Source organism: Comamonas testosteroni, from assembly GCF_030505195.1.
Taxonomy (GTDB): domain Bacteria; phylum Pseudomonadota; class Gammaproteobacteria; order Burkholderiales; family Burkholderiaceae_C; genus Comamonas; species Comamonas testosteroni_G.
Genome location: NZ_CP129672.1, coordinates 1,459,598 through 1,481,202, shown reverse-complemented (window position 1 = coordinate 1,481,202; position 21,605 = coordinate 1,459,598). Strand labels below are relative to the sequence as shown.

Here is a 21,605-nt window from a genome sequence, read left to right as displayed (position 1 = left end):
TCAGGGCAGCCAGGCAAACGGGGGAGTGTCTACAGGCAGGCCCCAGCGTGTATCGTAAATGGGGCCGAGAAAGTACAGCCCGTCAGGGGAGAAGGTGGGGGCTGCCACCTCGCGCGAGCGTGCCTCCAGCACCTGCTGCATCCACTCCACGGGCTTGGAGCCCTGGCCCACGTAGATCAGGCAACCCATGATGTTGCGGATCATGTGGTGCAAAAAGGCGCTGCCCTCGAACTCGAAGCGCCAGTAGCCGCATTCCATCTGCGCGTCGCGCATGGGCGCCTGTCCTGCGGGGCGGTAGTGGATGTCGATGCGGCGCAGGGTCTTGACCGGGCTCTTGGCCTGGCAGCCTGCGGCGCGAAAGGACGAAAAATCATGCTCGCCCAGCAACAGATCGGCGGCTGCGCGCATGCGCTGCGCATCCAGAGCCTGAAACACCCAGCCCACCCGGCCCTGGTCAACGCTGGGGCGCACGGGCGATTGCAGCAGAACATAGGCATAGCGGCGTGCGGTGGCGCAGGCCCGGGAATGGAAGCCATCCGGGCCGTCAGCGACCTCGGCCGCCCATTGCACGGCGATGTCCTTGGGCAAGAAGGTGTTGGTGCCTCGTACCCAGGAGTTGGGCGCGCGCTGCAACTCGGTGTCAAAGTGCACGACCTGCATCAGGCCGTGCACACCGGAATCGGTGCGACCGGCGCAGATGGTGGAGACTTCTTGAGTAGCAAAGCGGCCCAGGGCCGCTTCGAGTTTGTCTTGTACGGTGTTGCCATCGGGCTGGCTTTGCCAGCCGCGATAGGCCTGACCGTTGTAGCTGACGCCAAGAGCTATGCGCATGGCATGGCTCCCGGCGCGGGGTCTGAATGCATCAAATCAATCAACCAATCTGAGAGAGAAGGCTGTGGGCCTTGGCCTTGAGATCGCCATGGGCTTCGGCGATCACTTCCTCGATCAGTGTACGCGCACCGTCGCTGTCGCCGATGGCATTGAACTCTTCGGCCAGGGCCAGCTTGGTGGCCAGCGGGTCTTCGGGTTCGGAGGGGGCTGGCACGGCATCGATCGGCGTGGCGATATCGGATGTGCCCAGATCCAGCGACAGGCCGCTGAGGTCGAAAGTTACCTCGGGTTGTGCAGGAGCGGTGGCGGCGGGGCTGTCGCTCTCCTGGGCTGGCTGCTGCAGGGTCAGGGCTTCGGCACCTTGCACTTCGTCCAGTGTCTCCAGGCTGGAGGATAGGTTCAGCGGTGCTGTTTCCAGTCCGCCGTCCGGCTCGGGCGGTGTCTGCAAAGGCAGGGTGAAGCTGTCGAGGTCGAACTCGAGCGCATTCAGAGAGTTTTGCTCGGCGGGCGCGGGAGCTGCGACTGGGGCCGGAGCTTGAGATGCCGTGGCGGGCAGGCTGAACGAGGCCAGATCATCGAGATCCAGGCTCAGGCCATTGTCTGCGGTTGCAACTGCCGGCTCTGCGGAAGGGGCCGCAGGAGTGTCCCACTGTGCCAGTGCTGCGAAGTCCTGTTCGTTGGGCAAGGAGACGGGTTCAGAGGCCACAGGCGCTGCGCTGGCCGCAGTGTCGGGCAGGCCTGCTGGCAGTTCCAGATCCATGTCGAAGTCCAGGCCGGCGGGCTCCGTGGGAGGACCTTCGCGGCTGGCCGCGGCTTCGGCGGCCTGTGCAGCAGCCAATGCCGAGCCGAAGCCCAAGGCGGCGCCCACGCCGCCTTGCAAGGCGGTCGATGGAGCGGTGGGGTTGAAGGTGTTGGGTGCAGCCGCTGCGCCTGCTTGGGGCTGGGGGGCGCCGCCCATCTGGTAGGTCAGATTTTCCGGATCCAGGATACGGCCCTGATCGGCCAGTCGCTGCCATTCGGGGCCCTTGCCCTGGGTCAGGGCAAAGACGTTGTTGGCCACTGATGCGTAGGCCATGCGGTCATGGCGCTTGGCATAGATTTCAGCCAGCTTCTGGTGCAGCACCAGACGGTTGGGGTCGGTGCGCAGCGCTTCCTTGAGAATTTCCTCTGCCTGCAGGTCGCGGCCGTAGGCCAGGTACACATCGGCTTCGGCCAGCGGGTCCACATCGCCGGCGTCGAGCTGGCTGGGAGAGTACTGCATGGACTGGCCCGACATCTGGCTGCTGCTGGTCGTGGTGTCCACGCGCTGGCCGCCGCTGGCGCCGAAGAAGGAGTCCGCCGACAGCTGGCTGTCACCCAGCATGCTGTCCGCGCCTGCCGCAGCGGCTTTGCGACGCTGGGACACACGGTAGCCGCCATAGCCCAGAAGCAGGGCCAGCAGTGCTGCACCAGCCAGCGGGATGGTCGGGTCTTCCATCAGGCTGTCGATAAAGCTGGGCTCCTCGGGAATGGGGGCCGGTGCCGCCACAGGCTTGGGCGGTGCCGGTGCCGGTGCCGGCGCGGCAGGCTCGGCTGCGGCCTGTGCCGGTTCGCCTTCGGCCGGAGCAGGTGCAGGCGTGGTGTCGCCTGGCTTGCCGGCATCGGCTGCCGCAGCCTCGGGTGTGGCTGGGGTAGCAGGCGTTGCAGCCGCATCAGCAGCCGCGGCGGGGGCGGGCGCTGCTGCAGTGGCGGTGCTGGCTGCGGGCACTGTGACTGTGGGGCTTGCCGCTGGCGCAGCGGCAGCCGGGGTGCCTGCTGCGGGAGCGGCAGCCGTACCTGCGGGCTTGGTGGCTGCCGCAATCTGGCTCAGCTCGGCCATATTGCGTTTGAGCTCATCGGCGCGGGCAGATTGGTCTGCGGCCTGTTTTTGCTGGGCCACTTGCTCATCGGCGGCCACGCCCTTGACGGAGCCCTTGGACAGGGTCAGCTTGTCGGGAGCTGCGGTGGCGGCCTTGGCATCTGCGACATGGGCCTGAACCTGGCCGGACGCGCTGCGGGATGCTGCTTCCACAGGGGCCACAGGCGCCACGCCAGCCAGTTGACGGCGGAACTGGTTGAAATCCTTAGACTGGGCCGCCATGATCTGGCGTGCTTCCTTGGCCGAGGTGGCCTGGGCGGCTGCCTGATCGGGCAACTGGATTACCGCGCCGCTGCGCATGCGGTTGATATTGCCATTGACAAAGGCCTGTGGGTTGCTGCGCAGCATGGCGACCAGCATCTGATCGAGCGAGACGCCTGCTGGTTTGTGCGCCGCAGCAATGCGACCTGCGGTGTCGCCTGTCCTGACGCGAACTTCATCACCGCTGCCAGCCGGCGCTGCAGTGCCAGCCTGGCGCTTTTGCTGAGGCTTGGTTGCCGCTTCATCGTGATCGCGGTCATTGCGCAGGTCCCGACCGGCCATGTTGACGGAGCCGGGCGCCGGGCGTGTAGTCACGGCGGGACGTACAGGCGCAGGTGCAGGCGCAGGCACCACGGCAGGCGTGGCCTGGGCGGCGGTCGTGGGCGTCGGGGCCGGGCGGCGCGTTGCAGGGGGGTCGAGCAGCAAGGTGTAGTTGCGCTGCAGCTTGCCCGATGCCCAGTTGGCATCGATTACCAGGTCGACAAAGGGATCATTGACCGGCTGAAAGCTGCTGAGCTTGAGCACGGCCGAGCCATTGGCGCGTTTTTGCACCTGCACGCGCACCGAGTTGGCCGTGCCTGTGAATTCCATGCCCTGGGCGCGGAATGCTGCTGGCGATGCGATAGCGGCCTGCAGGCTGTCGGCCTCGGCAGCGCTGAGTTGAGGGATCTCGACCTCGGCACGCAAGGGCTCGCCCAGAGCCGACTGCACCGTGATGCGGCCCAGTGCCAATGCCCATGCATCGGTGGCCGGCAGGCTTGACAGTGCGAGGGAGGCTGCGGCGAGCGCAGAAAGTTTCCAGCGTTGCATAGGGCTCAGACTTGATTCGTGCAGCCTACAGCCCTCTTGTTCTTGATCGGGTTTGTGGCTGCGGTGCACATAAAAATTGGAAATTCCAGCACGCGGCAAAGGTCTCTCGGCCCGGCGGACACAGTTTGCATTGTCAACGACGCTATTGCAATGTGAGCAATTGCAGGGTCGGCAAGGCTCTCAATTGTTGTCGATTGGCAACGAGCTGAAACCTAATGTAGGTTTGCTGACGGTTTGCATTCGCCCGGATAGGTGGGCAATTGTCGCCCAAGCCCGGAGTCTGGGAAGCAAAAAAGCGCCGCTCATCACGCGGATGAGCGGCGCTTTGCTGCGCTGGATCAAGCCCGCTGCGGGCTTGGTGGCGCAGATCAGGCAGCCAGCAGGATGCGCAGCATGCGGCGCAGCGGCTCGGCAGCGCCCCACAGCAGCTGGTCGCCGATCACGAAGGCCGAAACGTACTCAGGGCCCATATTGAGCTTGCGAACGCGGCCCACGGCAACGTCAAGGCCGCCTGTGGTCGCTGCGGGAGTCAGCTCCTTGACGGTCAGGGCGCGCTCGTTGGCCACGAACTTGACCCAGGGGTTGCCGCCCTTGATCAGAGCTTCGATCTCTTGCAGGGGCAGGTCCTTCTTGAGCTTCAGGGTCAGGGCCAGGGAGTGGCAGCGCATGGCGCCAATGCGCACGCACAGGCCGTCCACGGGGATGGTGGCTTCGGTGCCGAGAATCTTGTTGACCTCGGCCTGGCCCTTCCATTCTTCCTTGGACTGGCCGTTGGGCAGCTGCGCGTCGATCCAGGGGATCAGGCCGCCGGCCAGAGGCGCGCCGAAGAATTCGGTGGGCACATCTTCGCGGATGGTCTGGGCTACCTTGCGGTCGATTTCCAGAATCGCCGAAGCAGGGGTTGCCAGCTCGTCGGCGACGGCGGCGTGCACCACGCCCATGCCCTTGAGCAGCTCGCGCATATGGTTGGCGCCACCGCCCGATGCGGCCTGGTAGGTCATGGAGGAGACCCATTCCACCAGACCGGCCTTGAACAGACCGCCCAGACCCATCAGCAGGATGGAGTTGGTGCAGTTGCCACCGATCCAGTTCTTGCCGCCGGCGGCCAGCTTTTGCTGGATCAGGTCGTCGTTGACGGGGTCGAGCACGATGACGGCGTCGCTCTCCATGCGCAGCGAGGAGGCGGCGTCAATCCAGTGGCCACTCCAGCCGGCAGCGCGGATCTTGGGGAAGACTTCCTTGGTGTAGTCGCCGCCCTGGCAGGTGATGATGATGTCGCACTTGGACAGCTCGGCGATGTCGTTGGCGTCCTTCAGCTCGGTGTGCACGGTGGCCATGGCAGGAGCCTTGCCGCCGGCATTGGAGGTGGAGAAGAACACGGGCTCGATCAGCGCGAAGTCGCCTTCGGCCTGCATACGATCCATCAGCACGGAGCCGACCATGCCGCGCCAGCCCACCAAACCTACCAATTGCTTGCTCATTTGAAACGCCCTTTCAGTTTTGAAAACAGTAGCTTGAGACTGATTCGTCCGGCTCGTCAGGGCCGGAGGGGGCGCGCGACGAACCGGGCTGGGTCAGCCTGTAATCGTCTTAATCGTGATTGCGCGCGCATTCACACCGGCAAGCTTTGCGGGTGTGACGATCTCGGGAGCGAAGGTGCGTGCGGCAAACATAAGAGTTGTCATTCTAGCGACTAGAGCACAAGCTTGAAGAACTAAAAGCGCTTGAAACTCTAGTCAAAACGTCGAAATAAGTGATTTATTTTTGACGTTTTGTTTGTTTGATGCCGAAAAATGCGTCAAGCCCAAGCCACCGCCTTGCGGCAGTGGCGGGGTATCAGCAGCTTCCAGGCCTGGATCGTAATGACGCTCTCAGACGCCGGCCAGGGCCTTGACCACGGCATCGCCCATTTCACGGGTGCTGACCTTGGTCGTGCCTTCGCTGTAGATGTCGGCGGTGCGCAGGCCGTCGGCCAGCACCTTTTGCACGGCGGCTTCGATCTTCAGGGCGGCTGCTTCCTGGCCCAGGCTGAAGCGCAGCATCATGGCGGCCGAGAGGATGGTGGCCAGAGGATTGGCAATGCCCTTGCCGGCGATATCGGGGGCCGAGCCGTGGCTGGGCTCGTACAGGCCTTGCTTCTTGTCGTTCAGGCTGGCGCTGGGCAGCATGCCGATGGAGCCGGTCAGCATGGAGGCTTCGTCGGAGAGGATGTCGCCGAACATATTGCCGGTGACCACCACGTCGAAGCGCTTGGGCTCCTTGACCAGCTGCATGGCGGCGTTGTCCACGTACATGTGGTCCAGCGCCACATCGGGGTACTGCTTGGCGACTTCGGTGACCACGTCCTTCCACAGCTGGAAGGTTTCCAGCACATTGGCCTTGTCCACGCTGGTCACGCGCTTGCTGCGCTTTTGGGCAGCCTGGAAGGCGACATGGGCGATGCGCTCGATCTCGGGACGGGTGTAGCGCATGGTGTCGAAGGCTTCCTCGGCACCGGGGAAGTGACCATCGGGAGCCACACGGCGGCCGCGTGGCTGGCCGAAGTAGATGTCGCCGGTCAGCTCGCGGATGATCAGGATGTCCAGGCCCGCCACCAGCTCGGGCTTGAGGCTGGAGGCGTGGGTCAGTTCCTTGTAGCAGATGGCGGGACGGAAGTTGGCGAACAGGCCCAGGGCCTTGCGCAGGCCGAGGATGGCCTGCTCGGGACGCAGGGGGCGGTCCAGTGTGTCGTACTTCCAGTCGCCCACGGCACCGAACAGAATCGCGTCGGCTTCCTGGGCCAGCTTCAGCGTGGCGGGGGGCAGGGGGTGGCCGGCAGCTTCGTAGCCGGCGCCGCCCACGGGAGCGGTTTCCATCTCCAGACCCAGATTCAGGGCCTCAAGCACCTTGACGGCTTCCGCGACGATTTCGGGACCGATGCCATCACCGGGCAAAACTGCAATCTTCATGATGTTCCTTTGATTAATTTGATAGCTGTCAGCGCTCGTTATTCATAGATTTCAGATTGAATTAATGCTGATATGTATGAATAGAAGGCGCAAGCAGCTCATTTATGGGTAGCAACCTAAAAACAAGCACGCCCCAAACAAGGGGCATCAAGCAAGGGCCTGGGCGGCCCCGCCGCCCCGCAGCGAAGATGCCGTCCCCCTTCCGATGCAACGCATCGAGAAAGGGGGAAGCCGCGGGGCCGCCTAGGCAAAGCGGCTCAGGGGGTTATTTCTGCAAGAGCGTATGCGCCAGCCAGGGCTTTTGCGCCAGGCGCTCGGCTTCGAAGGCCTTGATCTTGTCGGCATGGCGCATGGTCAGGCCGATGTCGTCAAAGCCGTTGAGCAGGCAGTACTTGCGAAAGGCGATGACGTCGAAGGCGATCTCTTCGCCCTGGGGGCGCACGATGACCTGGCGCTCCAGGTCAATGGTCAGCTCGTAGCCGGGGAAGGCCGCCACGTCGTTGAACAGCTGGTCGATCGTCGCCTCGGGCAGAGCGATGGGCAGCAGACCGTTCTTGAAGCTGTTGTTGAAGAAGATGTCGGCAAAGCTGGGGGCCAGGATGGCGCGGAAGCCGTACTGGTCCAGGGCCCAGGGCGCATGCTCGCGGCTGGAGCCGCAGCCGAAGTTCTTGCGCGCGATCAGGATGCTGGCGCCCTTGAAGCGGGGCTGGTTGAGCACGAAGTCTGGGTTGGGCTTGCGGTCGGCTTCGGGCACACCGGGCTGGCCGGGCTGGTCCAGATAGCGCCACTCGTCAAACAGATTGGGGCCGAAGCCGGTCTTCTTGATGGACTTCAGGAACTGCTTGGGGATGATGGCGTCGGTGTCGACGTTCTCGCGGTCCATCGGGGCGACAAGGCCCTTGTGCACGGTGAATTTTTGCATGGTGTGATTCCAGAATCTTTGGTCTTGGCGACGTTCGCGTCTTGCGTCAGAGACGGCCCGCAAGGGCCGTCCCGCAGCAAAGGCCGTCGTCCCCCTTGGGGGAAGGCGCGCAGTGACTCAGGGGGTTACGCAAATTGACGGATGTCGACAAAGTGACCATGGATGGCAGCCGCGGCGGCCATGGCGGGGCTGACGAGGTGGGTGCGGCCACCGGCGCCCTGACGGCCTTCGAAGTTGCGGTTCGAAGTCGACGCGCAGCGCTCGCCGGGCTCCAGGCGGTCGGCGTTCATGGCCAGGCACATGGAGCAGCCGGGTTCGCGCCACTCAAAGCCGGCGGCCTTGAAGATCTGGTCCAGGCCTTCACGCTCGGCCTGTTCCTTGACCAGACCGGAGCCGGGCACGACCATGGCCAGCTTGATGTTCTTGGCGACCTTCTGGCCCAGCTTCTTGACCACGGCGGCGGCTTCGCGCATGTCCTCGATGCGGCTGTTGGTGCACGAGCCGATGAACACCTTGTCGACAAAGATGTCGTTGATGGGCTTGCCGGGTTCCAGCGCCATATAGGTCAGCGCACGTTCGATGGCGCCGCGCTTGTTGGAGTCCTTTTCCTTGTCGGGATCGGGAACGACGGCATCGATGCCCAGCACCATCTCGGGGCTGGTGCCCCAGGTCACCTGGGGCACGATATCGGCGGCGTCCAGCTCCACCACGCGGTCGAACTTCGCATCGGCGTCGGAATGCAGCGTCTTCCAGTAGCTGACGGCGGCATCCCATTCGCCACCCGTGGGCGCCAGGGGGCGGCCCTTGATGTAGTGGATGGTCTTGTCGTCCACGGCCACGAGACCTGCGCGAGCGCCGCCTTCGATGGCCATGTTGCAGACCGTCATGCGGCCTTCCACGCTCAGGTCGCGGATGGCTTCGCCGGCAAACTCTATGGTGTAGCCCGTGCCGCCGGCGGTGCCGATCTTGCCGATGATGGCCAGCACGATGTCCTTGGCGGTGATGCCGGGCGCGACCTTGCCGTTGACCTGCACCAGCATGTTCTTGGCCTTCTTGGCCAGCAGGGTCTGGGTGGCCATCACATGCTCGACCTCGGAGGTGCCGATGCCGTGGGCCAGCGCGCCGAAAGCGCCATGGGTGGAGGTGTGGCTGTCGCCGCAGACCACGGTCATGCCGGGCAGGGTCGCGCCTTGCTCGGGGCCCATGACGTGAACAATGCCCTGGCCCTTGTCCATGAAGGGAAAGAAGGCGGCCGAGCCGAACTCGGCAATATTGCTGTTCAGCGTGGTGATCTGTTCCTTGCTGATGGGGTCGGCAATGCCGTCATAGCCGCGCTCCCAGCCGTCGGTGGGGGTGTTGTGGTCGGCCGTGGCCACCACGGAGCTGACGCGCCACAGCTTGCGTCCGGCCATACGCAGACCTTCGAAGGCCTGGGGGCTGGTGACTTCGTGCACCAGATGGCGGTCGATATAGAGGACAGAGGTGCCGTCTTCCTCGGTGTGAACGACGTGCTCGTCAAAAATCTTGTCGTAGAGGGTGCGTCCCATGATGGTCTCGTGAGGTTGGTTTGTTGGGAGGATTCTGTGGTGGCTTGATGCGATGTCTCAGGCCTTGGCACTGGCAGGGCAGAGGTGATCGACCAGCAGGCGGGTGGTCACCGGCAGCGCTTCAAAGTCGCGGGCCACCACGCAGAGTTCGCGGTGCGCCCAGTCGTCGGTGAGCTGCACGGCGCGCAGATGGCCCACGCCATGCATCAGCTCGAAGGCGCGGTCGGGCAGCAGGCCCAGTCCCAGGCCGTTGTCGATCATGCGGCACATGGCGTCCAGGCTGGTGACCTGGATGCGCTGGTGCAGCGGATGACCGGCCTGGGCCGCAGCAGAGCGCATGGCCAGGCTGATCGAGGAGCCCGCATGCAGGCCGACGATGTCCCATTCCAGCACTTCGGTGAAGGCCACGCTTTCGCGTTCGGCCAGGGCATGGCGCTCGGGCACGACGACGACCAACCGGTCTGTACGATAGCTGCGGTACTGCAGCGGCACATTGCCCTGGGTCAGCTGAACGGTGGCCTGCTGGCCTTCGCTGCTCCTGATATTGCCCAGCGTGCAGATGCCGATATCGGCCGTGCCCTCGGCCACGGCGCTCAGCACGTCGGGGCTCAGGTGCTCCTGCAGATCGATCTTGATCTGGCTGTGTTCGCGCGCAAAGGCCCCCAGGTCTTCGGGCAGAAACTGCACGATGGCCGACATATTGGCGTGCATGCGCACATGGCCGCGCACGCCGTCGGCGTACTCGGAGAGCTCGCCTTGCATGCGCTCCAGCCCGTACAGCACATTGCGCGCATGGTGCAGCAGGCTCTCGCCGGCCGGCGTCAGCGTCACGCCGCGGCTGTGGCGATAGAGCAGGGCGGTGTCCACCGTCGCTTCCAGGTCGGACAGCCGCTTGCTGACGGCCGAGGCTGCAATGAACTCGCGTTCAGCGGCGCGGCCAATGCTGCCCAGTTCGCACACGGCGACGAACAGCTGAAGCGAGGTGAGATCGATGCGGCGCGCAAAACTGCGCTCTGAATTCTTCATGGGGTAGGCTCAAGTCTTCTCGTTTCGAGAAGTTTTCAGCATTTTTACCGATTAATCCAGCTGTATCCATCTTTGAATGAGATGTCTGGCTTGGCGATGGGTAAATTTTGGAGATGGGTAATTTCTTGCTTTGCGATGGATTGAGTAGACCTGGAAAAGCGATGTTGCATTGGTCAGTCTTGCGCACTTGCATTTTCATAGCGAAGACTCTAGATGCCAGAATCGTTCGAGCCTGATCCAGACTGAGGCGCTGAAGTCTTGCCGGTGCCTGAGTTCCGGCATTTCTTTGACAAAGTAAATCGTCAGTAAAGCAGCCCGGAGTCGATGCTATTCGCTGCAAAAATGTGAGTCATGAGAGTTCCCAATCATCCGATGTCCGACAGTGAGCCTTCCGAGTTGCCAGCCATGGCTTCTGGAGCGCCCCTCTTGCACCGCAGCCGTTGCTGGGGTCAGGTCTGCCTGCTGGCAGCTGCGCTGGCGCTGGGCGGCACTGCCTTGCCGGCTGTGGCTAAAGGCAAGACCCCGGCCAAATCCAGTGCGGCCGCGCCAGCCAAATCATCCAAGTCCACCAAGTCCACCAATTCCACCAAGAGCACGACTGCAGGTGCTGCCAAATCTTCATCGGCAAAGTCCGCCGGCAAGGCCGGTAAAAAAGGGCGCGCCGGCCGCAATGCAGCGGTCGCTGGTGCTGCGGCAGCAGGTGCGGCAGCGGCCGCTCCGCTGGGCCGTGAGCATTGGACGCCGGAGGCCAGGGGCAACCAGGCCGAAGATGCCAAGGAGCTGGCCGCCATGCGTGCAGCCGCACAGACGGGCGACGCCAAGGCCCAGTATCTGCTGGGCTCGCGCTACCGTTTTGGCAAAGGCGTGAACCAGGACCTGGCACAGGCCGTGCACTGGTATCGCCAGTCGGCCGACCAGGGCTATGCCCCTGCGCAATCCGATCTGGGAGTGCTCTACGCCAATGGGCGGGGCGTGGCTCTGGACGAGGCGCAGGCTGTGAACTGGTACCGCAAGGCGGCAGATCAGGGCGACGGCATCGCCCAGAACAATCTGGGTCTGATGTATGCCGAGGGTCGCGGCGTGGCGGCCGATGATGCACAGGCTGTGCAATGGTTCGAGCGTTCGGCCAAAAGCGGCGAGGCGGCAGGTCAGTACAGCCTGGGGGTGATGCTCTCCAGCGGCCGGGGCGTCAAGGAGGACGGTCGGGCCGCCTTGCAATGGTTCGAGCAGGCGGCCGACAAAGGCCATGCCGACGCCCAGTACAACACCGGCATGATCTATGCCGTAGGTGCGCTGGTGCCGCAGGATCTGACGCGCGCGGCGCGGTGGCTGGAAAAGTCCGCCGGCCAGGGCAATGCGGCGGCTCAGTCGTCTCTGGGTTTTCTGTATGCCAACGGCCAGGGCGTGCCGCAGGATGCAGGCCAGGCGGCGCGCTGGTTCGATCGCGCAGCCAAGCAGGGCTACACACTGGCGCAGTCGAATCTGGCAGCCATGTATGTCAGCGGTCAGGGGGTTCAAAAAGACATGGGCAAGGCCTATTTCTGGCTGACCATCGCTCATGCCAAGGATCCCTCGCTGCAAAGTCGCATGCTGGCGGCGGAGCAGGCATTGAGCGCCGCAGAGCGGCTGAAGGTGCAGCGCGAGGTGCGCAACTGGAAGGCCGGCAAGGAGTGATGGGCGCGCCATGAAAAAAGCCCATCAGGTAGTGCTGATGGGCTTTTTGTGGGGTGCAGGGGCCTAGCTGAAGAAGCTCTTCAGGCGGTCCGTCCAGCTTTCGCCGCTGGGCGAATGCTTGGAGCCGCCTTTCTTGAGCGATTCGTCCAGGTCCTTGAGCAGCTTGCGCTGGTACTCGGTGAGCTTGACCGGAGTCTCCACCACGATGTGGCAGTACAGATCGCCGGGGTAGCTGGAGCGAATGCCCTTGATGCCCTTGCCGCGCAGGCGGAACTGCTTGCCGGCTTGCGTGCCTTCGGGAATGTCGATCGCAGCCTTGCCTTGCAGCGTGGGTACTTCGATTTCGCCACCCAGGGCGGCGGTGATGAAGCTCACGGGCACGTTGCAGTGCAGATCGTCGCCGTCGCGCTCGAAGATGTCATGGTCCTTGACGCGAATCTCGATATAGAGGTCGCCTGCCGGGCCGCCATTGGTGCCAGGTTCGCCATTGCCGGCCGAGCGGATACGCATGCCGTCGTCGATGCCGGCTGGAATCTTCACTTCCAGCGTCTTCTGGCGCTTGACCTTGCCCTGGCCGCCGCAGGATGTGCAGGGCTCGGGGATGATCTTTCCCGTGCCACGGCAGTGCGGGCAGGTCTGCTGCACGCTGAAAAAGCCCTGGCGCATCTGCACCGTGCCCATGCCGTTGCAGGTGGTGCAGGTCTTGGTGCTGGTGCCGGGCTTGGCGCCGCTGCCGCTGCAGGTGTCGCAGCTGTCCCAGCTCGGAATGCGGATCTGGGCATCCTTGCCCTTGGCAGCCTCTTCCAGGGTGATTTCCATGGAATAGCTGAGATCGTTGCCGCGGTAGACCTGGCGGCCGCCGCGACCGCCGCGGCCACCGCCGCCGCCGTTGAACATATCGCCAAAGATGTCGCCAAAGGCCTCGGCAAAGCCACCAAAGCCCTCGCCGCCGCCCATGCCGCGATTGGGGTCCACGCCGGCATGGCCGTACTGGTCGTAGGCCGCGCGTTTCTGGCTATCGGAAAGCATCTCGTAGGCCTCTTTGACCTCCTTGAACTTTTCCTCGGCTTCCTTGGCCTTGTCGCCCTGATTGCGGTCAGGGTGGAACTTCATCGCCAGCTTGCGATAGGCCTTCTTGATGTCATCGTCCGAGGCGCTTTTGGCAACGCCCAGAACTTCATAGTAGTCACGTTTGGACATGTGAGTTTTCGGTCGGATGGAACAGGAACGCCGCGCCAGCTCCTGGGAGCCCGGCGCGGCGGCAAGCGGTCAATGGTTTGAGGCCAGGACCTGCCCGCGCTTAGTCCTTCTTGACTTCCTTGACTTCGGCGTCAACCACGTTGTCGTCAGCGGCAGCCGATGCGCTGGCACCGGCGGAGGCTGCAGCGGCAGCTTCGGCACCGCCTGCGGCCTGTGCGTCGGCGTACATCTTCTCGCCCAGCTTCTGGCTGGCCGTCATCAGGGCCGTGGTCTTGGCGTCGATGGCGTCCTTGTCATCGCCCTTGAGCGCTTCTTCCAGCTCCTTGACGGCGGTTTCGATGGCGCTCTTTTCGGCGGCATCGAGCTTGCCACCATGCTCGGCCAGGCTCTTGTTGACGCTGTGAACAGCGGCTTCGCCCTGGTTCTTGGCAGTCACCAGCTCCAGCTTCTTCTTGTCATCGGCTGCGTTCAGCTCAGCATCCTTGACCATGTTCTGGATTTCTTCTTCCGACAGGCCAGAGTTCGCCTTGATGGTGATCTTGTTTTCCTTGCCGGAGGCCTTGTCCTTGGCCGACACGTTCAAGATGCCGTTGGCGTCGATGTCGAAGGTCACTTCAATCTGGGGCGTGCCACGCGATGCGGGCGGGATGCCTTCCAGGTTGAACTCGCCCAGCATCTTGTTGGCGCTGGCGATCTCGCGCTCGCCCTGGAACACCTTGATGGTCACGGCAGGCTGGTTGTCTTCAGCCGTGGAGAAGGTCTGCGCGAACTTGGTGGGGATGGTCGTGTTCTTGCTGATCATCTTGGTCATGACGCCGCCCAGGGTCTCGATACCCAGAGACAGGGGAGTCACGTCCAGCAGCAGCACGTCGGAGCGCTCGCCACCCAGCACCTGGCCCTGCACGGCAGCGCCCACGGCCACGGCTTCGTCGGGGTTCACATCCTTGCGGGGTTCCTTGCCGAAGAATTCCTTGACCTTTTCCTGCACCTTGGGCATGCGGCTCATGCCGCCGACCAGGATCACGTCGTGGATGTCGGAGACCGAGATGCCCGCATCCTTGATGGCGGTGCGGCAAGGCGCAATCGTGCGCTCGATCAGATCGTCCACAAGGCTTTCCAGCTTGGCGCGGGTCAGCTTGATGTTCAGGTGCTTGGGGCCTGTGGCATCGGCGGTGATGTAGGGCAGGTTGATGTCGGTCTGTGCGGAGTTCGACAGCTCGATCTTGGCCTTTTCAGCAGCTTCCTTCAGGCGCTGCAGGGCCAGCACGTCCTTGGACAGGTCAACGCCTTGTTCCTTCTTGAACTCGTCGATGATGTAGTTGATGATGCGCTGGTCGAAATCTTCGCCGCCCAGGAAGGTGTCGCCGTTGGTCGACAGCACTTCGAACTGCTTTTCGCCGTCCACGTCGGCGATTTCGATGATGGAGACGTCGAAAGTGCCGCCACCCAGGTCATACACGGCCACCTTGCGGTCGCCCTTGCCCACCTTGTCCAGGCCGAAGGCCAGGGCCGCAGCGGTAGGTTCGTTGATGATGCGCTTGACTTCCAGACCAGCGATGCGGCCAGCGTCCTTGGTGGCCTGGCGCTGTGCGTCGTTGAAGTAGGCGGGCACGGTGATGACGGCTTCGGTCACGGCTTCGCCCAGGAAGTCCTCGGCGGTCTTCTTCATCTTGCGCAGCACTTCGGCGCTGATCTGGGGAGGAGCCAGCTTCTGGTCGCGCACTTGCACCCAGGCGTCGCCATTGTCGGCCTTGACGATCTGGAAAGGCATCAGGTCGATGTCCTTTTGCACCTCGGCTGCGGCAAACTTGCGGCCGATCAGGCGCTTGGCAGCGTAGATGGTGTTCTTGGGGTTGGTGACGGCCTGGCGCTTGGCGGATGCGCCGACCAGGATTTCGCCGTCTTCTTGATAGGCAACGATAGAGGGGGTGGTGCGGGCGCCTTCGCTGTTCTCGATCACGCGGGTGTTGTTACCCTCCATGATGGCGACGCAGCTGTTGGTGGTGCCCAGGTCAATACCGATGATTTTTCCCATAATTCTCTCCGTAATCTGTTGAATGTTTGCTTGATTCGTCACTTGTGGGCGTAGTGGCCGGCTTCAAGAGCTGTCACTCACAATTTTTGCCCTGACGGTGGGTTTTCTGATGTCTTGCGGGCTCAGCCCTGGGCCACGGTCACCAGCGCGGGACGCAGGATGCGGTCGGCGATCACATAGCCCTTTTGCAGCACGGCAACCACGGTGTTGGCGGGCTGGTCGGCGGGAACCATGGAGATGGCCTGGTGGTGGTGAGGGTCGAACTTCTCGCCCGCAGCGGGGTCGATGGCAAGGACCTTGTTGCGTTCCAGGGCCGAAGTCAGCTGGCGCAGGGTGGCATCCGAGCCTTCGCGCAGCTGCTCGGGCGTGGCGTTCTGGATGGACAGGGCCGCGTTCAGGCTGTCGATCACGGGCAGCAGGCTTTCGGCAAAGCTCTCGATGCCGAACTTGCGCGCCTTGGCAACCTCTTCTTCGGCGCGGCGGCGCATGTTTTCGGCATCGGCCTTGGCGCGCAGATATTGGTCGGCCAGATCGGCGCTCTTGGCCTTGAGTTCTTCCAGCTCGGCCTGCAGACGACCCAGTTCGTCCGACGCATTGGCTGCCAGTGCCGCCTCCAGTTCCTCGGGGCTGGCGTCGTTGATGGTGTTGGGGTTGTGGTTCTCGGTCATAGGTGGTGAAGGTTTCTCAAAACTTAAGACAATCTGTCTGCCAGATGCGCCCTGGCAGGTCTATTTCAAGACCCGTGCCGCTCAACAAAGGGCGGCGGGCGCAGTGGCTGAGGTGAGCCTGCAGATTTGCGGAGCATTCCAGGAGAGTAAGTGCTTGTGATTTCAGGACCTCTCGCCTTGATTGACCAATGGTAATCGCAGGTTTATAGGCCCCAGAGTGTACAGATAGTCTGCCACTCGGCTAGAATCTAACGTTTTGCCTTGCCGCACCGCTACAGACGCAGTGGGCGGCGTTTACCCAAAAGGAGTCGTTATGCGTCATTACGAAATCATTTTGTTGATCCATCCGGATCAAAGCGAACAAGTTCCCGCGATGCTGGAGCGCTACAAGGGCATGATTGCTGCTGGTGGCGGCAAGGTGCACCGCGAAGAAGATTGGGGCCGTCGTCAGCTGGCTTACATGATCAACAAGCTCGCTAAGGCTCACTACCTGTGCCTGAACATCGAAGCCGATCAGGCTGTGATGGCTGAACTGGAACACGCCTTCAAGTTCAATGATGCCGTGCTGCGTCACCTGACTGTGCAGAAGAAGAAGGCTGATACAGCTGCTTCCGCCATGATGAAGAGCGTTGAGCGCGAAGAAGCCCGCAAGGCCAACCAGGCCGAGCACGCTTAACAGCATCAGACACTGAAGGAGTGGAAAACCGCGTTGTATTGACGGGCCTTCTCGCAGAGCAAGCTGCTTTGCGCTACACGCCCGCCGGATTGCCGGCCCTGGATTTGCGAATTGAACACAGTTCGCAGCAACAAGAGCAGGGCAGTGCGCGCAACGTGAATGCATCTGTCAAGGCTGTTGCCTTTGGCGCCCTGGCTGAAAAGCTGGCCCGCCAAGCACCCGGTAGTCAATGGACCTTTCAAGGTTTTCTGGCCACGCCGCGCAATAGCAAGATGCTGGTTTTACACATTCAGGATATTCAACAAAATTAATTTTCAAGAGGTCCAGCAATGGCCACGTTCAAGAAATTCAACAAGGACAAGCGTCCTAAGCGCAACACCCAGTCGCTGCTGTTCAAGCGCAAGCGTTTCTGCCGCTTCACAGTCGCCGGCGTCGAAGAAATCGACTACAAGGATGTCGACACCCTGCGTGACTTCATCGCCGAAAACGGCAAGATTGTGCCCGCACGCCTGACCGGCACGCGCGCCATCTATCAGCGTCAGCTGAACACAGCCATCAAGCGCGCTCGCTTCCTGGCTATGCTGCCCTACTCTGACCAGCACAAGATCTAAGGAGCACGACAATGCAAATTATTCTGCTCGAAAAGGTTGTGAACCTGGGTAACCTGGGCGATATCGTCAAGGTCAAGGACGGTTACGCTCGTAACTTCCTGATCCCCTCCGGCGCTGCACGTCGTGCAACAGCTGCTGCCAAGGCTGAATTCGAAGCCAAGCGCGCTGAGCTGGAAAAGGCTGCTGCCGAGAAGCTGGCTGCCGCTCAAGAACTGAGCGAAAAGCTCAACGGCGCCAATGTGAAGATCACTCAGAAGGCCGGCGTTGACGGTCGTCTGTTCGGCTCCATCACCAACGCCGACATCGCTGAAGAACTGGTCAAGGCCGGTTTCGCAGTGAACAAGTCGCAAGTGCGCATGCCCAACGGCCCCATCAAGACCGTTGGCGACGCCACTGTGGTGGTGGCTCTGCACACCGACGTGGCTGCAGAAGTGGCCGTCTCCGTGTACGGCGACCACTCCTAATTCAGGCTTTGTTCTGAATTGGCAAAAAGCCGCCTTCGGGCGGTTTTTTGTTTTCTGGTAATTGTTTGTCTCGCTGGCGTTTTTATAGTCACCCGCCGTGACGTCGCCACCGCCTCCCGCTACGATGGAGGACTTGTCTCTAGGAGTCTCATGTCGTCAGTAATGCCCCCGCTTGATCTGCAAGATGATGCATTCGCCCCGGTCCCGCCTGCAGACCAGCAGGTGGCGCAACTGCGTGTGCCGCCGCACTCCATGGAGTCGGAATCTTCGGTGCTCGGCGGTCTGCTGCTGGACAACAATGCCTGGGAGCGTGTTGGTGACCTGCTTGGCGACGGCGACTTCTATCGACACGAGCACAAGCTGATCTACGAAGCCATCGGCAAGCTGATCAACGCCAGCAAGCCGGCCGACGTGATCACGGTCTACGAGCATCTGCAAGGCATGGGCAAGGCCGAGGAAATCGGCGGCCTGATGTATCTGAACCAGCTGGCGCAGTATGTGCCCAGTGCCAGCAATATCCGCCGCTATGCGGAAATCGTGCGTGAGCGCGCCATCTTGCGCAAACTGGTGACGGCCAGCGACGACATTGCGACCAATGCCTTCAATCCGCAGGGCAAGACCGTGGAGCGCATCCTTGACGAGGCTGAGCAGAAGATCATGGCGATCGGCGAGGAGGGGGCGCGCAACAAGCAGGGCTTCCAGTCGCTGGACACGCTGGTGGTGGATCTGCTGGACCGGGTCCAGGAGATGGCCGACAACCCCATGGATGTGACCGGCGTGCCCACGGGCTTTGTCGACCTGGATCGCATGACCTCGGGCCTGCAGGCCGGCGACATGGTGGTGCTGGCGGCGCGTCCCTCCATGGGCAAGACCTCGTTTGCCGTGAATATTGCCGAGCATGTGGCGCTCAACGAGGGCTTGCCGGTGGCCATCTTCTCCATGGAAATGGGCGCGGCCCAGCTGGCGGTTCGTATCGTCGGCTCCATCGGTCGCGTCAACCAGGGCAATCTGCGTACCGGCAAGCTCAGCGACGACGAGTGGCCGCGCCTGACCGAGGCCATCGAGCGATTGCGCACGGTGTCGCTGCATATCGACGAAACCCCGGGCCTGTCCCCGACCGAGCTGCGTGCCAATGCGCGTCGTCTGGCGCGCCAGTGCGGCAAGCTGGGCCTGATCGTGGTCGACTACCTGCAGCTGATGAGCGGATCGGGATCTGCCGCCAGTTCCGACAACCGTGCCACCGAGCTGGGCGAAATCTCGCGGGGCTTGAAGATGCTGGCCAAGGAGCTGCAATGCCCGGTGATTGCGCTGTCCCAGCTCAATCGCTCGGTGGAGCAGCGTACCGACAAGCGCCCCATGATGTCCGACCTGCGTGAATCGGGCGCCATCGAGCAGGATGCGGACATCATCATGTTCATCTACCGGGATGACTACTACAACAAAGAGAGCAAGGAGCCCAATATTGCCGAAGTCATCATCGGCAAGCAGCGTAACGGGCCGACAGGGACGGTGAAGCTCTTCTTCCAGAAGAACCAGACGCGTTTCGAGAATCTGGCTCAGGGCTATGGCACGGACGAATACTAAAAATCATAGCTGTTAGCGCCTGTGGTGTATTGATTTCAGAACTCTATGAATCTGAACTCTATGAATACCGGGCGCTGACAGCTATCAAATTGAATGTGGACATAAGAAAAGCCCGCAAGGCACAGACCTTGCGGGCTTTGTTTTTGAGTGACGCAGGCGCTAGCGGCTGAACAGGTAGATGCCAAGACCGATCACGCACAGTCCCAGCACGCCGCAGGCCCAGGCCAGGCGCTGCGCACCTGTGCGCAGCGCGCCCACGGTCGCGACGATCTGGGCATTTTGCTGGGCCAGCTTCTCGATGATCTCCAGCGACTGGCGCTGCGACTGCTCCAGCTGGGCGATGCGCTCTTCCTGCTGCTGGATCAGCAGCAGCGCCTGCTCGCCTGCGGAGGCCGGCGGCGAAATGCGCTGCGCAGCGCTTTGCGCGCTGGCGTCCTGCTCGCGCGCCTCGGCCTGGGCCTCTTTCTTCTTGAGCATGCCCTGGGCGGCCTTCACCACCTGGGGCGTGGCCTTGATGACCTCGCCCCAGGGCACGAGCTTGAGCGCCGCGATCCAGCTGGCCACTTACAGCACCTCGCTGGCGAAGTCCGCCAGGCGCGAGCGTTCGCCGCGCGCCAGGGTGATGTGGCCGCTGTGGGGCCAGCCCTTGAAGCGGTCCACCACATAGGTCAGGCCCGAGCTGCCTTCGGTCAGATAGGGCGTATCGATCTGGGCCAGATTGCCCATGCAGATGATCTTGGTGCCGGGGCCGGCACGGGTGATCAGGGTCTTCATCTGCTTGGGCGTCAGGTTCTGGGCCTCGTCGATGATGACGTACTTGTTCAGGAAGGTGCGACCGCGCATGAAGTTCATGCTCTTGATCTTGATGCGGCTGCGGATCAGCTCATTGGTGGCGGCACGCCCCCATTCGCCGGCATTGCCACCATCGCCCTTGGCCAGGAACTCCAGGTTGTCGTCCAGCGCGCCCATCCAGGGGCCCATTTTTTCCTCTTCGGTGCCGGGCAGGAAGCCGATATCCTCGCCCACGCTCACCGTGGCACGGGTCATGATGATCTCGGTGTAGCGGCGCTCGTCCAGCACCTGGGCCAGGCCGGCGGCCAGGGCCAGCAAGGTCTTGCCGGTGCCGGCCGTGCCCGTCAGCGTGACAAAGTCGACTTCGGGGTTGACCAGCAGGTTCATCGCGAAGTTCTGCTCGCGATTGCGTGTGGAAACGCCCCAGACGGCATTCTTGGGATTGCCGAAGTCGCGCAGTGTCTTGAGCACGGCCGTCTTGTCGCGGATCTCGGTCACGCGCATGTAGAGGCTGGGCTCGCCCGGCGCTTCGTAGTAGACGAACTGGTTGATCATCAGCTGGTCGACGATAACGCCGCTGACGCGGTAGTAGGTGATCGCGCCTTCCTGCCAGCTCTCCACATTCTTGCCGGCCTTGGCCCAGAAGTCGTGGGGCAGGGCCAGGGCGCCCGAGTACAGCAGATCGCCGTCTTCCAGCACCTTGTCGTTCTGGTAGTCCTCGGCGGCCAGGCCCAGCGCGCGCGCCTTGACGCGCATATTGATGTCCTTGGACACCAGCACCACTTCGCGGTCCTTGTGCTGCTCGCGCAAGGCGGCGACCACGCCCAGAATCTGGTTGTCGGCCTTGCCCTGAGGCAGGCTCTCGGGCAGGGATGCATCCAGGGTATTGGTCTGGAAGTACAGCGTGCCGGTGGCACTGCGCTGACCCGTGGCATTGAGCGGCAGGCCTTTTTCCAGACCGTCGGCGGGCTGGGAGGCAACCAGGGAGTCCAGCGTGCGGCTGACCTGGCGGCCGTTGCGCGCCACTTCGGTCATGCCCTTTTTGTGGTTGTCCAGCTCTTCCAGCACCACCATGGGCAGGAAGATGTCGTGTTCTTCGAAGCGGAACAGGCTGCTGGGGTCGTGCAGCAGCACATTGGTGTCCAGCACGAACAGCGTGGTCGGGCCTGTGCGCGTATTGCGGGCGCGGCGGGCAGGCTTGGCAGCCGCGTCGGCGGGTTTGACGGGTGCTGCGGCAGCGGGCCCTGTCTTTGCGGAGGCAGCCGATGCTGCGCCAGCCGAAGCTGCGGCAGTCGAAGCTGCGGCAGTCGAAGCTGCGGCCGTGGGTGCAGCAGCGGCAGTCGTTGTGGCGGTCTTGCGCGGCTTGCTGGTGCTGCGGCGCGGCCTGGTGGCCGCAGGGGCGGTCTCTGGAGTCGCATTCAGGGCGACTCCGTTGGAGGGGTTCAGATCCTCGTCAAGCTCTGCAGTCTGCCTGGCAGTCTTGCGGATGGACGAAAAGGCTTCTGCGGAGAGCTTTGCGGCGCGGTGGCCGGGTGCGGGGGGCAGGGGCATAGTGGACGAACCGTTCTCAACAAGATTCAAAAAGCACAAAGCCGCCTGGAAACCGAGGCGGCTTTGGTGGGGTGAACAGAGAATACTGCGTAGCACTGAGGCATGCCC

The 21,605-nt window shown here is 62.7% G+C and carries 18 protein-coding genes; 6 read left to right on the top strand and 12 right to left on the bottom strand.

Features of this window, described 5'->3' with window-relative positions:
* The 7 genes from truA to QYQ99_RS06780 all read right to left on the bottom strand — a co-directional run bounded on the left by truA (window position 1) and on the right by QYQ99_RS06780 (window position 10,242).
* Window positions 1–831, bottom strand: a complete 831-nt coding sequence (truA, locus tag QYQ99_RS06810) for a tRNA pseudouridine(38-40) synthase TruA (protein WP_034364957.1) — start codon at window positions 829–831, stop codon at window positions 1–3.
* A gap of 40 nt (window positions 832–871) precedes the next feature.
* The gene (locus QYQ99_RS06805; RefSeq protein ID WP_302091973.1) at window positions 872–3,799 is read right to left on the bottom strand and encodes a FimV/HubP family polar landmark protein; all 2,928 of its coding nucleotides are present in this window, start codon (window positions 3,797–3,799) and stop codon (window positions 872–874) included.
* Window positions 3,800–4,167: 368 nt separating this feature from the next.
* A complete protein-coding gene (gene asd, locus QYQ99_RS06800; RefSeq protein WP_302091972.1) occupies window positions 4,168–5,280 on the bottom strand; it encodes an aspartate-semialdehyde dehydrogenase in 1,113 nt (370 codons plus the stop codon).
* A 390-nt stretch (window positions 5,281–5,670) separates the two neighbouring features.
* A complete protein-coding gene (leuB, locus tag QYQ99_RS06795; protein WP_302091971.1) occupies window positions 5,671–6,747 on the bottom strand; it encodes a 3-isopropylmalate dehydrogenase in 1,077 nt (358 codons plus the stop codon).
* A gap of 265 nt (window positions 6,748–7,012) precedes the next feature.
* The gene (gene leuD / locus QYQ99_RS06790; protein WP_302091970.1) at window positions 7,013–7,669 is read right to left on the bottom strand and encodes a 3-isopropylmalate dehydratase small subunit; all 657 of its coding nucleotides are present in this window, start codon (window positions 7,667–7,669) and stop codon (window positions 7,013–7,015) included.
* A 125-nt stretch (window positions 7,670–7,794) separates the two neighbouring features.
* Entirely contained in the window at window positions 7,795–9,216 is a 1,422-nt protein-coding gene (gene leuC, locus QYQ99_RS06785) for a 3-isopropylmalate dehydratase large subunit (protein WP_302091969.1), read from the bottom strand.
* A 57-nt stretch (window positions 9,217–9,273) separates the two neighbouring features.
* On the bottom strand, window positions 9,274–10,242 hold the full coding sequence (locus QYQ99_RS06780) for a LysR substrate-binding domain-containing protein (protein WP_302091968.1): 969 nt from the start codon (window positions 10,240–10,242) through the stop codon (window positions 9,274–9,276).
* Window positions 10,243–10,614: 372 nt separating this feature from the next.
* On the opposite strand from QYQ99_RS06780, the gene QYQ99_RS06775 reads away from it, so the two are divergent.
* Complete coding sequence (locus QYQ99_RS06775) at window positions 10,615–11,916, top strand: tetratricopeptide repeat protein (RefSeq protein ID WP_302093130.1); 1,302 nt, start codon at window positions 10,615–10,617, stop codon at window positions 11,914–11,916.
* Window positions 11,917–11,979: 63 nt separating this feature from the next.
* Here the strand turns inward: QYQ99_RS06775 and dnaJ are convergent, their stop codons facing one another.
* From dnaJ to grpE, 3 genes are all read right to left on the bottom strand, one after another.
* Window positions 11,980–13,116: a molecular chaperone DnaJ gene (dnaJ, locus tag QYQ99_RS06770; protein ID WP_034364974.1), complete on the bottom strand. Its 1,137-nt coding sequence runs from the start codon at window positions 13,114–13,116 to the stop codon at window positions 11,980–11,982.
* Between the two features lie 100 nt (window positions 13,117–13,216).
* Complete coding sequence (gene dnaK, locus QYQ99_RS06765) at window positions 13,217–15,151, bottom strand: molecular chaperone DnaK (protein WP_302091967.1); 1,935 nt, start codon at window positions 15,149–15,151, stop codon at window positions 13,217–13,219.
* A gap of 122 nt (window positions 15,152–15,273) precedes the next feature.
* Window positions 15,274–15,819, bottom strand: a complete 546-nt coding sequence (gene grpE, locus QYQ99_RS06760) for a nucleotide exchange factor GrpE (protein ID WP_302091966.1) — start codon at window positions 15,817–15,819, stop codon at window positions 15,274–15,276.
* A gap of 313 nt (window positions 15,820–16,132) precedes the next feature.
* Here grpE and rpsF point away from each other — a divergent pair, with 313 nt between their 5' ends.
* The 5 genes from rpsF to dnaB all read left to right on the top strand — a co-directional run bounded on the left by rpsF (window position 16,133) and on the right by dnaB (window position 19,154).
* Window positions 16,133–16,495: a 30S ribosomal protein S6 gene (rpsF, locus tag QYQ99_RS06755; RefSeq protein WP_003057922.1), complete on the top strand. Its 363-nt coding sequence runs from the start codon at window positions 16,133–16,135 to the stop codon at window positions 16,493–16,495.
* A 20-nt stretch (window positions 16,496–16,515) separates the two neighbouring features.
* Window positions 16,516–16,806, top strand: a complete 291-nt coding sequence (gene priB / locus QYQ99_RS06750) for a primosomal replication protein N (RefSeq protein ID WP_302091965.1) — start codon at window positions 16,516–16,518, stop codon at window positions 16,804–16,806.
* An 18-nt stretch (window positions 16,807–16,824) separates the two neighbouring features.
* Window positions 16,825–17,106 (top strand): 30S ribosomal protein S18, encoded by a 282-nt coding sequence (gene rpsR / locus QYQ99_RS06745; RefSeq protein WP_003057920.1) that lies wholly within the window; start codon window positions 16,825–16,827, stop codon window positions 17,104–17,106.
* A gap of 11 nt (window positions 17,107–17,117) precedes the next feature.
* Window positions 17,118–17,570 carry a 50S ribosomal protein L9 gene (rplI, locus tag QYQ99_RS06740; RefSeq protein ID WP_003057918.1) on the top strand — a complete coding sequence of 151 codons (453 nt, stop codon included), beginning with the start codon at window positions 17,118–17,120 and terminating at the stop codon, window positions 17,568–17,570.
* Window positions 17,571–17,720: 150 nt separating this feature from the next.
* A complete protein-coding gene (gene dnaB, locus QYQ99_RS06735; protein WP_302091964.1) occupies window positions 17,721–19,154 on the top strand; it encodes a replicative DNA helicase in 1,434 nt (477 codons plus the stop codon).
* Window positions 19,155–19,313: 159 nt separating this feature from the next.
* On the opposite strand, the gene QYQ99_RS06730 is transcribed toward dnaB, so the two are convergent.
* Both QYQ99_RS06730 and QYQ99_RS06725 read right to left on the bottom strand, forming a co-directional pair.
* Entirely contained in the window at window positions 19,314–19,718 is a 405-nt protein-coding gene (locus QYQ99_RS06730; protein WP_302091963.1) for a hypothetical protein, read from the bottom strand.
* Window positions 19,719–21,497 carry a PhoH family protein gene (locus QYQ99_RS06725; protein ID WP_302091962.1) on the bottom strand — a complete coding sequence of 593 codons (1,779 nt, stop codon included), beginning with the start codon at window positions 21,495–21,497 and terminating at the stop codon, window positions 19,719–19,721. It abuts the gene before it with no gap.
* Window positions 21,498–21,605: the final 108 nt, after the last annotated feature.